Origin of the sequence: uncultured Pseudosulfitobacter sp., from assembly GCF_963976325.1 — a bacterium.
GTDB lineage: Bacteria > Pseudomonadota > Alphaproteobacteria > Rhodobacterales > Rhodobacteraceae > Pseudosulfitobacter.
The window spans coordinates 94884-108122 of record NZ_CAXBJW010000006.1 but is presented as its reverse complement, the minus strand read 5'-3'; the positions used below and the strand labels follow the sequence as shown (position 1 = coordinate 108122).

Below are 13239 nucleotides of genomic sequence, written 5' to 3'. Positions count from 1 at the left end.
GGAATTTTAACTTTAGTAGATACTTTCACTGAATGGTGGCAGTACTGCTACATTAATAAGTATATTAAGCATTATACTAAAGTGGTGTACTATATCTTTAAGTATGTACAAGGATCGCCCTCGAGCAGTGCGATTATGCGAAACGGATTCATTTTCGAACCGCATCCGCTGCCCGGCAGCGTCTGTCTACATGCGCGAGAGGTGAGATGCCGAACCCGTGTTGTCGCCGAAATGCGGACCCGCCCCTTAGAACGCTCGCACGAAGAAGGGCAGCCCAGAGATTTCTGGCTGAGGGTGGAAACAGCCAAATGCCACGTTTAGCTGTCAATGTTGTCCAATATGGCCTTTGTGTTCGGCATCCGCGCCAACGAGTTCGCTATGCGTTCACGCCACCGTGGGCCAACCTTTAACGCGGCAGCGTAGGCCCCGGACAAGTCATCAGGCCGGTCCTCGGCCAGGGCTTCGATCAGAAACGCAGCCTGTTCCCTGTCCTTCGACGCCTTGAGGCTGCCCGACCCGTCGCGCCGCCGGTCGGCAACGATCAGCTTGTGAATCGCAAATCGCTCGGGCCGGGGCACTTGAACAAGTACGCCCGACCGATAGAGAGCCGCGGCATGGATCGGTTCCGCGATCAGGAAGTTGAGGTAATTCAGCGCCTGCGCGTTGACCCCTAACGCTGGCAAGTCGCGGATGGATTCATCTCCAAATGCAGGTGTCAGGAACTCTACCAATTGACCACTGCCACCTTGCACCCACCGCCATGTGCGCCCCCGTTCCAGTCCCGGCACTGGGGCAAATTTCAGCTCCGAGAATGTCTCGGTCAGGCCCGGATCGACCTGGTCCTCCAAGGCGACGCTGAGTTTTTCAAACTGGGCAATGTCGATGTCGCCGGTGTTTGCCATTCCCCCCAAGGGCAGACGAATGCCAAGTTCGCCTTCATACAGCCGAAACGCATTTGTCCCGATGATGGTGCCGCCCAGCCGAAATGTCCCGGCCGCCGCCATGGCGGACAGGATGGACCCCGTCGCACGGTCGGTCGGCGTCAAACCCTCTGCACGCAACAGCCGGACCAGCCGCGACCGCACGGCCTGCCGTTCTTTGGCTGTCTCACGCAGTTCCTCGATACGATCAATGCGCGCGCGCATCTCGTCGGTGTCTTCGCCAATATAGATGAAACGCATCTCGGTTCCGATGCGACGCGGCGCATACCAATAGGCTTTGTCACCGCGCCGTTTCAGTGTCGGCTTGCCGGTGACACCGGACAGGGCGTCGTCCTTCAGAAGCCTTACCAGATCGGTATACGCGCTCATTGCAATGCTGCTAAGGGGGGTCATGCCTATCGTTTCCAAGTTTTGCTAGGCACGGATATACCTATCAAAAAGATAAATTGCTAGGCATAAAGCCTCCGACCGCAACACTGGCTTGGCAACGGCCAATCCATCCGGCGCCAATCCGGTGAACCTTGGGATCTGTTCCGGAAGCGGTCCAAAGCAGCACTTCGGTCAGACCTTTGTCAGGCGACCCGGGGCGGCGAGACTGCTTCTTGGCGCAGTCGCGTGGGCAAGGGGTTATGCTTTGATCCGTTGACCTGTTTTGACCGACGGCGGGGAAAGAAGGCGGGGGCACTTGTTCGTCTGCACCCTGCCCGTTCCATCAAACCATTATCCAAACGCCAGCTTCGGCCCCCGATGCCCGCAGGCCGGGGCCGCTGCTCTAGTTCGTATAGTATTTGGCGCCATACCCGGCGTATGCGCCATAGGTCCCGCCATAGCCGTAGCGTTTCATACCCTTCGCGCTGATCTGGCTCAGCACAAGGCCGGTGATCCGCTGGCCCGAGTTGTGGAACATCCGCAGGGCTTCTTCGACCTGGGGTTTGCTGGTCTGGTCCCATTGAACCGTAAAGACAATCGCATCGGCGACTTCGGCGATGATGCGGGCATCGGGCACGACCAGGACGGGCGGCGTGTCGATGATGATCATGTCATAGCTGGCGCGCGCCTCGTCGATCAGGGCCCGGAAACGATCCGACGCAAAAAGGTCGGCGGCGTTTGTGCTTGATTTTTCACCGCCCAGAATGTCCGCGCCAAAATCAGGGGTGCGATGCACCGCCTCTTCCAGCGTCAGTTCACCGCTCAGCACCGAAACGATGCCCTTTTCCGGCATGTTCGCGAAATACTGGTGCAATGTGCGGCGGCGGATATCGCCCTCGACCAGCAGCACGCGTTTGCCCAGCCCCAGAAGGTTCTGCGCAAGGGCAAGTGAATTGGTCGTTTTGCCTTCACCGGGTACGGAGGACGTTGAGATAACCACCTTTGGCGGGTTGTCCACATTCGACAACATCAGCGATGTCCGCAGGTTGCGCACCGCTTCGGCGGCGGCAGAGGTTGGTTTGTCGTGCAGATATTGCAGCACCTTCGTCCGCGATCCGGCTGGCATCGCAGGGATCTGGCCCAGCACGGTATAGCCGGTGGTGCCTTCCAGCTCGCGCGCCGTGCGGAAGCTGTTGTTGCGCATTTCGCGCAGCAGGATCAGGCCGACGCTGAGCATCAGCCCAAGGATTGCCGACATGGCAAGGATCAGCGATTTGCGCGGTGCAGAAGGGACGTTCGGGACGACAGCGTCGGACAGGATGCGGCTGTCCGCCTGTTGAATGCCCTGTTGGGCAGATGTCTCGTTCAGGCGCGACAGGAAATATTCGTACAGCACGCGCGTGGCCTCGGCCTCGCGGGTGAGCTGTTGGAGGGTAATCAGATCTTCGCCCTGTTTGGCAACCTGCCGGTTCAACTCGGCTTCGGAGTTGCGCAAAGCCTCAAGCTGTTGATCCGCACGTATCAGGTCCTGCTGGTTGCGCTGAAGAACAATCTGCAAGCGCGTGTCAAAGGCGGTGGCCATATCCGGGTCTGTTTCTGCCCGTGGCAGCAAACGTGTCAGCGTGGCGTCATTGGAAATCTCGGCCTGCGCCGCTCGGTCTTCAGCGGACTCAAGCGTTGCGATGCGTGCAGCCAGTGCGGCGCGGCTGGCTTCGGCGGATGCAATCCGGTCACGCAGCTCCTTGATCTGCCGTTCAAGCGCGCGCAGCCCTTCGACAGAGACAAGTTCGGTCGAGGCATTGAATTCCGACGCTTTCGCTTCGGCGGTCTCAAGCTTGCCCTGAAGCGCCGCAACCCGCTCGCTCAGCCAGATGGTCGCCTGTTCGGTGGCCTCGAATTTCACTTCGATCTGGTTCAGGATGTAGAGGTCAACGATGGTATCCGCGATCAAGGCGGATTTCCGGGCGCTTTCGGTTTCGACTGTGACCTGAAAAACCAGGCTGAGTGGCACGTTGCGCACGGTGACGGCATTCAACAAAGACGAAATGACGGCGTCACGCGTGCGCTTTGCCTGTTCCTCAGGCGGCAGCTCAACCTCGTTGGCGCCCAGCCCAATCATCGACTTAACAGCAGCCTTCGATCGGTCTACAAAGGAAGGCGACCGAAGCGCCCCGTTAAACTCGGGATCTTTGGTCAGATCCAACCGCTCCACCACTTTGCGCATCAGGCTGCGGGCGCGCAAAACCTCGACCTCGGAATTCACTTCAGAGGTGTCGCCGGACAGCCCGCCAACCACGCTCTGTAGATCAACAATCTGGTCCTGATTGGTCTCCAGAATCACCACTGCGGTTGACCGGTACATTGGTGTCGCCACCACGTAGGCGTAGTAGCCGCCGATCAAAATCGCGAGGGCAACGCCAAGCGCAATGAGCCACTTTCCGCGCCAAATGGTGGCAAAAAGGGCACCAAGATCAATTACGTCGTCTTCCACAGCCTGGGCGGACGGTGCATTCTGATTGCCTGACTCCCGCCCTATTCCCCGTGAAATTTCCATAAAATCAATACCCTAAGCCAATGACAACACGCGATGCCGCAACGCGGCGTGCAGACTATATCGGCCACACGCACGGGTGATGCAACAATCTTGGGCATCATATGCGATTTTTTCTCATTCGCCACCAATTGTCAAAGACACGGCTTCAACTTGATGTCGAATTGTGCCATACCGGAGAAAATTCATTTGGAGGCTATCATGTCCATCACGAAAATACTTTTCATCGCAGCGCTGGCGGTTTCCGCGCAAAGCGCGATGGCGCAAGACAATGTTGTCATCACGCCCAGCCAAGACAATGTTGGCGCCACGCCCAGCGTCAACTGTGAAGATCCGGCAAACGCGGCCAACCAGGCTTGCCTGGGCCTGCCCAACCCGAACCAACCCATCACAAACTTTCTTCCGATTGCTGGGCCCATCTTGGGCGCTGGTGTGCTGGCAGGTTTGGGTGGCGGATCGACACCCAGCACGACGAGCACGACGAGCACCAACTGATATCGTCGCAGACATTTCAGTCACCTTTCAAAGCCTCCGCGAGTCGCGGGGGCTTTTGTCGTTGTGGGACCGCTCGGAAACGATTTGTACTGAATTGAAGCAATAGCGCCAGCGCCCGAAAACCAGCTGTTAATCCCGATATGTTTTTCTGCTCCTGCGTGGGGGTCACGCCGCACAGCCAACATCTGGCCGTGCGTTGAATGGAGTGGGAAAATGATCAACCGGAAAAATGGCGCGCTGCGCCAAATAAAGAATTGCGTCTTTGGCCTGGCGATTGGGGTGGCGGCATGCCTCCTTTTAGCGTCGGCAGCATCGGCACAAGCGCAATCACAGACGCAAACGTGGGTTTCTTTGCAATCTACCAGCCCATTGGTGGTCGGAAACGACCGCGGCGGGCGGCTCAGGGTGCGGCTGACCCAGTTGGGAGAACTGCGCAAATCCCGCCGCCCGGTCAAAATCACAGGCGCCATTTGCTATTCAACCTGCACGATGTTTCTTGGCCTGCCGCAGACCTGTATATCCCCGAACACGACCTTCGGCTTTCACGGACCAAGCTCTTATGGCCGCGCATTGGACCCAACCACCTTCAACCGCGCCTCACGGGTGATCGCCAGCTACTACCCGCAGGCGCTGCGCACGTGGTTCATGGAAACGGGACGCTACAAGATCAACAGTGTCTACAAAGTGAAGGGACGGGAAATCATCAAGATGGGCATCCGGGCGTGCTGAGGTGCCGCAAGCCGTGATCACACGGCTGCGACCTGAAGGTGGGGCGCACGGTTTGGCAATGGGTTCGTGGAGAAAGGGGCGGCCGAAAGGCCCTGCCCTGATGCCCGGCACCCAAAGCACCCAACCATGGCCCCTGCCCTCCCCGGCAGGTTAAAGCGGCTCAATTAAAGGGCGAAGTTTCTCTATATGGCTTAACAACGCAACGGGTTCCAAATATCTCTTCCGCGTCACTTGCGTCCGTGATGCAATTGCAAGAGTAGTACGCGCGAGCGTCTGGCGATAAGGAGACAAAGTTGGCTCAAGTTGCAATAGTATTCGGCGGAGCCGGGTTTATCGGGACGCATCTGCTGCAAAAACTCTCGGACTCCGGCAATTACGCTAAACTGATTTCATGCGATATTTCCGCACCGCGTTGGGAAGTCGACGGCGTCGACTACCGGCACATCGACATCTGCCAACCCATCGACATCAAGCTGTCAGAGCCGGTCGACGAGATCTACAATCTGGCGGCTGTCCACACGACACCTGGGCACGAAGATTGGGAATATTACTGGGCCAACGTCTTGGGCGCGACCCACGTTTGTGACTTTGCGCGGAAGGCCGGATGCGAAACGATCGTCTTTACCAGTTCGATTGCCGTCTACGGGCCGTCCGAAGACCCGCTGGATGAAAATTCGCCGCTGCAACCCGAAAGCGCCTACGGCAAGTCGAAGTTCTGCGCCGAACAGATACATCACCAATGGCAACGCGAAGCCCCCGAGCAACGCAAGCTGGTGACAGTGCGTCCCGCCGTGATCTACGGACGAGAAGAGCGGGGCAATTTTACCCGGATGGCACGCATGTTGGCGAAGAAACGGTTTGCCTTTCCGGGGCGGACCGACACGATCAAGTCCTGCGGATACGTCAAAGATCTGGTGTCAAGCTTTGCCCACGCGCTCGCGCGGGACGAAAAGACACTGACCTATAACTTCGCACTGCCCGAGCGTCACACGGCAAAGGACATCGCAGACACCTTTGCCGAAGTGGGCGATTACGACCGGGCAACGCGCGTCATACCGCTTAAGTTGATGCTGACGGCAGGTATGGGGTTCGAAGCACTCAGCGCCGTAGGAATGCGAACTTCGATCAACCGGGCGAGAGTGATGAAGCTGAACCGCTCTACCAATGTCCTGCCGCGGAAGTTGCAAGAGATTGGGTTCGAATATGCATTCCCCTTGAAGCGCTCATTGGAAGATTGGCGGGCGGAAAGCACAGCGGCTGATTTTGACTAACGTCTGACCCAAGGTGTCGTGCCAGATGCCAACCTGGGGCTTGCCTCCGCCGCGTCGATGGTGCTTTCTGCACCGCAGCGTGGCTGGCTGATTTAAAGATTTCGATTTAATGCGTAATTTGAAGAAGTAAGGTACATAGATGAGACTGTTATTCCTCGGCATCAATTACGATCCCGAGATTATCTCAATCGCGGTTTATTCGTCAGGACTGTGTGAATACATGGCCCGCAATGGCGTCGATACCAAAGTTGTGACGGCAAAACCCTACTTTCCCCAATGGCGCGTCTTCGAAGGATGGCGCGGTCCGTTCTGGAAGCGGCGCAAGACAGCAGCCGGCGCGGATGTCGTACACTGCCCTCTCTATGTTCCGCGCATTCCCAGCGGGGCAAAGCGGATCCTGCACCACGCCAGTTTCGCACTGACAGCGGCCCCCGTTACCCTATGGCGTGCCTTGGTCTGGCGCCCTGATGTCGTGTTTGTCATCGGCCCCTCAATGGTTGCAGCCCCAGTTGGCTGGCTGGCCGCACGCATCGGCGGTGCAAAGGCTTGGCTGCACATCCAGGATTTCGAGGTCGAAGCCGCATTCGCAACCGGGTTGATCCAGGAAGAAAGCCGCACAGGTCGCGCCGCCATGGCATTCGAACGATGGGTGCTGCGGCGCTTTGACAAGACAAGCTCGATTTCCCGGCCGATGCTCGACAAGTTGCGCAAAAAGCAGGTGCCCGAAAAAAACATCTACGAACTGCGCAACTGGGCGAACCTCGAAAAAGTCACGCCGATCAAGGGCGTCTCCCCGATGAAAGCGGCACTTGGCATCGAAACGCCCTACGTGGCGCTTTATTCTGGCAACCTGTCGAACAAACAGGGTCTGGAAGTTCTGCCAGAGATCGCGCGACACCTGGCACACCGTGACGACGTGACATTGCTGATCTGTGGGGATGGCCCGATGCGCGCGGAGCTTGTGGCCAGCGCCGAAAGTTTGACGAACATCCGGTTCCTGCCCCTGCAACCGCTCGAAAAACTCAGCGAACTGCTGGGTGTGGCCGATGTCCACCTTCTGCCCCAAATCGAAGGCGCGGCCGACGTCATGCTGCCGTCAAAACTGACAAACATGCTCGCCTCGGGCCGTCCAGTGGTGGCCACCGCGCATAAGGGCACGGCCCTGGGCGACGAGGTGGAAGGCGCCGGCGTCCTCACCCCGCCGGGCGACGGCAAAGCGGCGGCGTCGGCAGTGGAGGCTTTGTTGGACAACCCCGATCTGCGCTCGGAATTGGGTGACGCAGCCCGAGTTCGCGCACTCGAACGCTGGGATATGGATGCGATCTTGGGAAATTTGCAACTAGAATTTGAGGTTTTGGCGAGGGAGCGAGAGGCTGTTGTTGGGGGGTAATCCCCCTATAACTCCTTTATTCCCCTTACTACCAATGCCTCGCAGAACCAATTTGCATAATAGCCACAGTACCCAGAAACCAATCCGCTGATGGCAAGCTGCTCATCAGGGTTCTGCGGTGAGCGCGTTTAGCAAGTCCATGTTCGACGATGGCGTCCAGAAAAGTAAGCCTCCGATGGCGGCCGACTGAATTTGAGTTGGCTGCGATGGTAAGTCCGAACTTAAGTCCGGCATTATCAAGCGCCCCCAAATTGAAATTCTTTTCGCCACTGAAGGTGGTCTCCGCCGGTATTGGTCGGATGATGACAAACTGCGTTTTGTGGAGGAAAGCTTTATTGTCAACCGCCAGGCGACAGCCATGGCGCGGCGGCATTGTATCTGCCAATCACTTCTGACCAGTTGGCGGCGACAGTATCGAAACAGCGAGCTTGGGGCTTCACGGGCGGTGTCGCCGATATGCGGCGAGGCATGAACACGCTGGCGCTGCAGGTGTAGGAAGGGCTCGGCCGCAATCCCCATGCGGCGAGATCTTCTGCTTCCGGGGCCGTAAGGGCGATCTGGTTAAAATCCTGTGGCATGATGGTGTGGGCATGTCACTTTACTTGAAGCGCTTTTGGAAAGGGCCACGTCTTACGGACGCAGTTGACCTGATAGTTGGTATGCCAGCCCCGTTTGATTTCTGGACGCAGCTCCACATCCCGCTGATGCCACATCGAAGCTTTGGATGAACCAGCGAGGCAAACCAAACGGTGGTAATATGTTGACGGTGCAATCGGCAGCTCTCTGCAGATCGAATCGACACAGTAAACAGCCCCTTGATCGTCGATGAAGCCGATCATCGCTTGAGTAGTTGGTCGAGTTCCGCCTGCGCAACATACGCGCTTGCCTTGTGCAAAATCTCATTTGGTTGGCGCAGTTCACGGTTCTCTTGTTCCAAGATCTTGATGCGATCAAGTCCCTCGGTCGTCACGCCATCCCGCATGCCGCTGTCTTTTTCGGCCTGCCTACACCATTCGCTCAATGTCTGGGGAATACAGCCGATCTAGGGTGCAATGGCCTCGATCGCGCCCGCCTGCCTCTCATAGGAGTCTTGGTGCTAAAACACCATACGGATCGCGCGGGCGCGGACTTCAGGCGAGTAGCGATTTGCCTTCTTGCATTTTGTAATAACCATCATCCTAACTTGAGTTGATGGTCTCCGCAAACTCGGAGCGATTCACAGTAACTTCAGGGGCGGTTACACCATCAACATACAATATTTAGCTATCTCTCTTTCAGGAGCCCAAATATGCCGCATAGGGCCAGCTAGACCTAGCCAAGTGATGTGATTTCCGGCAAACGGGTTGTGCTTAATCTGGTCTGGCCTTAGCAGTACCTTAATTTGGTGCTTATCAAATTAAGGAAAGTTCATGGCTTCAAAATTGCTGCACCCCATATGCTGGAACAAGGTCCAGTTACTGGAAGAAGAGAGCGCGGATGTGGATTTTCTGAGCTGGGACCGCGGGGACTAGTCGGATGACTTCGCGCTTATCCCATCGGCATGTTTTGTCCTCGTTGCGTACATCCCGCGATGAGATGCCCACAACTACCGCGCGCGCGCGGATACTTCGGGTGGCGGGGTCAATGCTAGTCAGCAATGGCCTAACTGTGGGGTTGCAGATCGCGATGGTTCCAACGTTGATCTGGGCTTGGGGTGCAACGCTTTACGGTGAATGGCTGATCCTTTATACAATTCCAGGCTACCTGACACTGAGTGACTTTGGCATAATTGCAACGGCCAACAATAGGATTGACGCGCAATGTGCGCGGGGCCAATTTGGGGCGGCTAATCGCACTTACTTCAACTCCGTTCTATTGCTGGCTGGGCTCCTTGCTGCGATCGCAGCGTCGGCAGTTGCCGTCGGGGCGACACTCGGAGAGCAGTTTACTGCGCTGTTTGTGACACTTACTCCGATGGACGTGGCGGTTGTGGCTGCGGTGCTGTTCGCCGATTCAATGGTGCTTCTAGTGTTCAACCACCACTCTGCGCTTTATCGGACGTTGGGGCGGTTCAACTGGACTGTGAACTGGCAAGCTGTTGGCCGCGTGGTGCCTATCATTGCGCTGATCGTCGTCGCCCTTTCTGGGGCGGATATTTTCATTGCCGCTTTGGTGATGCTAGGCTTTAGATGTGTACTTTTAGGAGCTATGGCGATCGACCTTTGGGGGCGCATAAAGTGGCTACGCCGCGACTGGATGCGTTCAAGCCGCCTTGAGACTGTCAGGTTAGTGCGAGGCGCGCTCGGTTTCATGACATTGCCGCTGTCGAACATGCTTTATCTACATGTCACGACCCTGATTGTTGCAGCTGTTAGTTCTCCAATCGCGGTTGCCGCCTTTGCCACCCTGCGAACTTTCACACGGATGATCCCCCAGATCGTAAGCATATCCGGTCGCGCTCGTTGGTCTGAAATTGCGCAGGCCGAGGCTCGTGGTGAACATGATGCCGTTCGGGCCATGCGAAGTCTAGTGCTGCGTCATACCTTAGGATTGAGCGCTTTGGCCGTGGCCGGATACTTAACTTTCGGCGAGGTCTTCTATGGTCTGTGGACAGGTGGTAATCTACCATTCGACAGGCTGCTGTTTTGGGCCTTCCTTGCCAATGCGGTGGCTATCGCACTCTATACGGCTCTTGAAGTTTTTCTGCTTTCAGTGAATCGGGTGGGTAAATACGCGACAGTCTTCTTAATATTGACTGTTACACAGCTCGTGGCTGGGTGGCTACTGATCCCACATTTTGGTCTGACAATTTTCCCGATTTTGGGTGCTTTAGCCGGAGTGCTCATCAGCGGCTACCTTATCACTGACAGTTTACTGAGAAGATCAGGCGAAGTGAAAAGAGGCAGCCATGATTGACGAGACAATGATAGAATTGGTCGCGTTTGCTGGCTTGTTAAATGCTTGTGTATGGATAGTAATCGCTGCCTATAGTTTTTTTAAACTATCAGTTCCGATCTATCATCCATTTACGCTGATGATTTTCTACCATCTCTTGGGATTCGTATTGCGTCCATATTATGTATCAAAGAATGGCTATAGCAAGTTGTGGCAGCGCATTGGATTTTCACCTGAAGCAATCGATATAGTTCTAACTTGCGTTGTCGCAAATACAGCTTTTATAGCAGCTTTTATTGGATTTGCGCTCACAGCGAGAACGGTTAAAGGAAAGATTCCGACTGCTACTCCGTATCACGTCGAAATTGGAAAGCCTCACCTATTTACTCCACTTCTTTTTATCTTCATCGCCTTGGGAATTTATGCAAACTTTAGAATATTTTATGGTGCAGGACTTGAAAGTGTGTTGGCGATAGAGACCCAAATGGATGGAATGGCAGGTCAACAACTTAAAGGTATTTCTGGGTACACGACAGCCATGGCGGAATTTTTGCCATCGATACTTCTGCTGTTGGTAACTGTGCCTAAACTTCGCAAGCTAGCGTTTATGCTAATCGCAGCGTATGTTTTTATACGGCTACTCGCAGGCGCGCAGAGACTATCATTTATTGTAGTTATTCTGGGTGTCAGTTTTTACTTTCTTGTTGCTGCTCGGCGACGATACCCGAGCTTTAAAGTAGTTTTGCTTGTTTTTGTATTTGCTTTTCTATTTAATATTATAGGCGGCGATCGGTACGCTATGCGTCGTTTGGTGATGGGCACGGCGACGATAGGAGAGGTTGTATCTGACTATTTCGACAATCGGGGTGGCGAAGGGCTAACGAACGATACCGTCGAGTTTGATGTTGCAGCGGCCACACTTTCGGCAGTGACAACGCATAATGATTACACTTACGGCACTCAATATTTGCGGATTTTAATTTGGCCAATTCCAAGACAGATATGGCCTAGCAAGCCAGTTTATACCTCCATTGTTAACTTGAACGACTATGGAGATTTTCGATACCTGACAACTGGAGTTTATGCAGACACCTTCATGGCTTTCTCTTTTATCTCTCTTATTGTAATGATGGCCCTTCTGGGTGTGTTTTTTTCAAAAGTGTATGAACTTCTATTGCGGAGCAATAACGTTGCCTGTGTGATGTTTTTTTGGATTGTTTTTATCTTCTCAAAAACTATTCTTAGAGATGGAGGCGTCACAGTATTTTACTTCTGGATTTTTTCGATGTTTCCAATTGTAATCCTTACATATTTAGGAAAGCTAAAACTATGCCGCGATACTCACCAGTCAACATAGCAGTTTGCGGCAAGTTCCATATGTTAAATTACTTGCCCGATCTTGTAGGTCGGGGAGTTGTTCAGCGATTTTATATGTCGCACAAACCTTCTACAGCGCGATCTCTCGAGCTTCCTAGTGAAGTTGTGCGTAATTTTCCCGCAAAAGAGTACTTGCTACGTGGCTATGGGATGGCATTCAAAACGTGGAACCAAGACGCTGCTATAGTCGCCTTCCATCGCCTTTGGGAAAACCAAGTTCTGCGCGATTGGAAACCTTCAGAACAACTGCATTTGCTCGCTCAAGGCGCTACTGTTCGTATCGGAAAGCGGGCACGAGCTGAAGGTAGCCGCGTCTTATGTGAGGTTGTCAATACGCATCCTGAGCACCGGCTCAGACTGATGCAGCTGGAAGCCAAAAGATGGGGCCTAAAGGCTTGGCGGCCATCCTTGTTGCGGCGCGAGAAACTTATCTTGGAAGAAGTTGCACAGGCAGATGCTTTGCTGGCACCGACACAGCATGTAGCAAACAGTTTCCGACAGAGTGGCTTCACAAAGCCGATTCATATCCTACCATATGCCGCAAATGTCGAGCGCTTTGAACCACTGGAGGGGCCGGAAAAGCGACTTCGTCATGGGCCTCTGCGCATCATCTCAGTCGGTCAAATTGGATTGAGGAAGGGCCAGTTGCACTTACTCGAAGTTGTCTCGCGGTTGAACTTTGACATTGAAATCACCCTTGTCGGAGATATTGACCCAGAAGTGATTGAGCTGCTCGCGCGGCATTATCAACGCTTCAAACATGTAGCACGCGTAGCTCCGCCAGAAATGCCAAAGCTACTGGCCAACCACGATATTTTTGTTAGTGCTTCACTAGAAGAGGGGCTCGCCGTCTCGGTCTGCGAAGCAATGGCCATGGGGCTGGCGGTTATTGCAACACGAGAATCTGGTGCATCCGAGGTTATGGATGATGGGGTTCACGGACTTCTTTTCGACGCGACAGACCAGGAGGCCTTGGCCGAGAAGATTGCATGTCTCAACGACGACCGCGATATGCTTTCGCAAATTTCGGCTGCTGCCTTCATGCGAACGCGGCTTCTCGTTAACTGGCGCACTTATGCTGACGGTTTGGAGCATATTTATGGAACTAGATAGTTGGTCGTCAGATGAATCAAAGAGTGGGAGCGTTGCCTACCTTTCCAGGTGGATCGGCGATTATCATGCTCCTCGGCTTCTGGCACTTCAATCCTTGCTTGCAGTTCAGGGGCGGCAGCTTTCGGTTGT

10 protein-coding genes, 1 pseudogene and 1 other annotated feature are annotated in these 13239 nt (G+C 54.7%); of the genes and pseudogenes, 8 read left to right on the top strand and 3 right to left on the bottom strand.

Going from position 1 to position 13239, the window contains the following annotated elements; translation table 11 throughout:
* Positions 1 to 317: 317 nt before the first annotated feature.
* Positions 318 to 1334, bottom strand: a complete 1017-nt coding sequence (locus AAC077_RS15110; RefSeq protein WP_339771035.1) for a GSU2403 family nucleotidyltransferase fold protein — start codon at positions 1332 to 1334, stop codon at positions 318 to 320.
* Between the two features lie 379 nt (positions 1335 to 1713).
* Positions 1714 to 3864 (bottom strand): polysaccharide biosynthesis tyrosine autokinase, encoded by a 2151-nt coding sequence (locus AAC077_RS15105; RefSeq protein ID WP_339771033.1) that lies wholly within the window; start codon positions 3862 to 3864, stop codon positions 1714 to 1716.
* Between the two features lie 198 nt (positions 3865 to 4062).
* Between AAC077_RS15105 and AAC077_RS15100 the strand changes: the two genes are divergently transcribed.
* The 5 genes from AAC077_RS15100 to AAC077_RS15080 all read left to right on the top strand — a co-directional run bounded on the left by AAC077_RS15100 (position 4063) and on the right by AAC077_RS15080 (position 8218).
* Complete coding sequence (locus tag AAC077_RS15100; protein ID WP_339771031.1) at positions 4063 to 4356, top strand: hypothetical protein; 294 nt, start codon at positions 4063 to 4065, stop codon at positions 4354 to 4356.
* A 213-nt stretch (positions 4357 to 4569) separates the two neighbouring features.
* Positions 4570 to 5085: a hypothetical protein gene (locus AAC077_RS15095; RefSeq protein WP_339771029.1), complete on the top strand. Its 516-nt coding sequence runs from the start codon at positions 4570 to 4572 to the stop codon at positions 5083 to 5085.
* A 293-nt stretch (positions 5086 to 5378) separates the two neighbouring features.
* Positions 5379 to 6356, top strand: coding sequence for an NAD(P)-dependent oxidoreductase (locus AAC077_RS15090; RefSeq protein WP_339771027.1), 978 nt, complete (start codon positions 5379 to 5381; stop codon positions 6354 to 6356).
* 139 nt (positions 6357 to 6495) lie between these two features.
* The gene (locus AAC077_RS15085; protein ID WP_339771025.1) at positions 6496 to 7746 is read left to right on the top strand and encodes a WcaI family glycosyltransferase; all 1251 of its coding nucleotides are present in this window, start codon (positions 6496 to 6498) and stop codon (positions 7744 to 7746) included.
* A gap of 232 nt (positions 7747 to 7978) precedes the next feature.
* On the top strand, positions 7979 to 8218 hold the full coding sequence (locus tag AAC077_RS15080) for a transposase (protein ID WP_339771103.1): 240 nt from the start codon (positions 7979 to 7981) through the stop codon (positions 8216 to 8218).
* A gap of 151 nt (positions 8219 to 8369) precedes the next feature.
* On the opposite strand, the pseudogene AAC077_RS15075 reads toward AAC077_RS15080, so the two are convergent.
* A pseudogene (locus AAC077_RS15075) lies at positions 8370 to 8914 on the bottom strand (transposase); the annotation flags it as partial.
* Positions 8511 to 8627, bottom strand: a sequence feature (AL1L pseudoknot). (Overlaps the previous pseudogene by 117 nt.)
* Before the next feature lie 455 nt (positions 8915 to 9369).
* Here AAC077_RS15075 and AAC077_RS15070 point away from each other — a divergent pair.
* The 3 genes from AAC077_RS15070 to AAC077_RS15060 all read left to right on the top strand — a co-directional run bounded on the left by AAC077_RS15070 (position 9370) and on the right by AAC077_RS15060 (position 13110).
* Positions 9370 to 10641 carry a hypothetical protein gene (locus AAC077_RS15070; protein ID WP_339771023.1) on the top strand — a complete coding sequence of 424 codons (1272 nt, stop codon included), beginning with the start codon at positions 9370 to 9372 and terminating at the stop codon, positions 10639 to 10641.
* Positions 10634 to 11977: an O-antigen polymerase gene (locus AAC077_RS15065; protein WP_339771021.1), complete on the top strand. Its 1344-nt coding sequence runs from the start codon at positions 10634 to 10636 to the stop codon at positions 11975 to 11977. Before AAC077_RS15070 ends, AAC077_RS15065 begins: the two co-directional genes overlap by 8 nt.
* Positions 11978 to 12147: 170 nt before the next feature.
* On the top strand, positions 12148 to 13110 hold the full coding sequence (locus tag AAC077_RS15060; protein WP_339771019.1) for a glycosyltransferase family 4 protein: 963 nt from the start codon (positions 12148 to 12150) through the stop codon (positions 13108 to 13110).
* The last annotated feature ends 129 nt before the right edge of the window (positions 13111 to 13239 follow it).

What these genes read in the sequence shown, in the direction of transcription:
- AAC077_RS15110 (WP_339771035.1), bottom strand. Translation starts at nt 1,334, where the DNA reads ATGACCCCCCTTAGCAGCATTGCAATGAGCGCGTATACCGATCTGGTA.
- AAC077_RS15065 (WP_339771021.1), top strand. Translation starts at nt 10,634, where the DNA reads ATGATTGACGAGACAATGATAGAATTGGTCGCGTTTGCTGGCTTGTTA.
- AAC077_RS15060 (WP_339771019.1), top strand. Translation starts at nt 12,148, where the DNA reads ATGGCATTCAAAACGTGGAACCAAGACGCTGCTATAGTCGCCTTCCAT.
- AAC077_RS15085 (WP_339771025.1), top strand. Translation starts at nt 6,496, where the DNA reads ATGAGACTGTTATTCCTCGGCATCAATTACGATCCCGAGATTATCTCA.
- AAC077_RS15100 (WP_339771031.1), top strand. Translation starts at nt 4,063, where the DNA reads ATGTCCATCACGAAAATACTTTTCATCGCAGCGCTGGCGGTTTCCGCG.
- AAC077_RS15095 (WP_339771029.1), top strand. Translation starts at nt 4,570, where the DNA reads ATGATCAACCGGAAAAATGGCGCGCTGCGCCAAATAAAGAATTGCGTC.
- AAC077_RS15070 (WP_339771023.1), top strand. Translation starts at nt 9,370, where the DNA reads ATGCTAGTCAGCAATGGCCTAACTGTGGGGTTGCAGATCGCGATGGTT.
- AAC077_RS15105 (WP_339771033.1), bottom strand. Translation starts at nt 3,864, where the DNA reads ATGGAAATTTCACGGGGAATAGGGCGGGAGTCAGGCAATCAGAATGCA.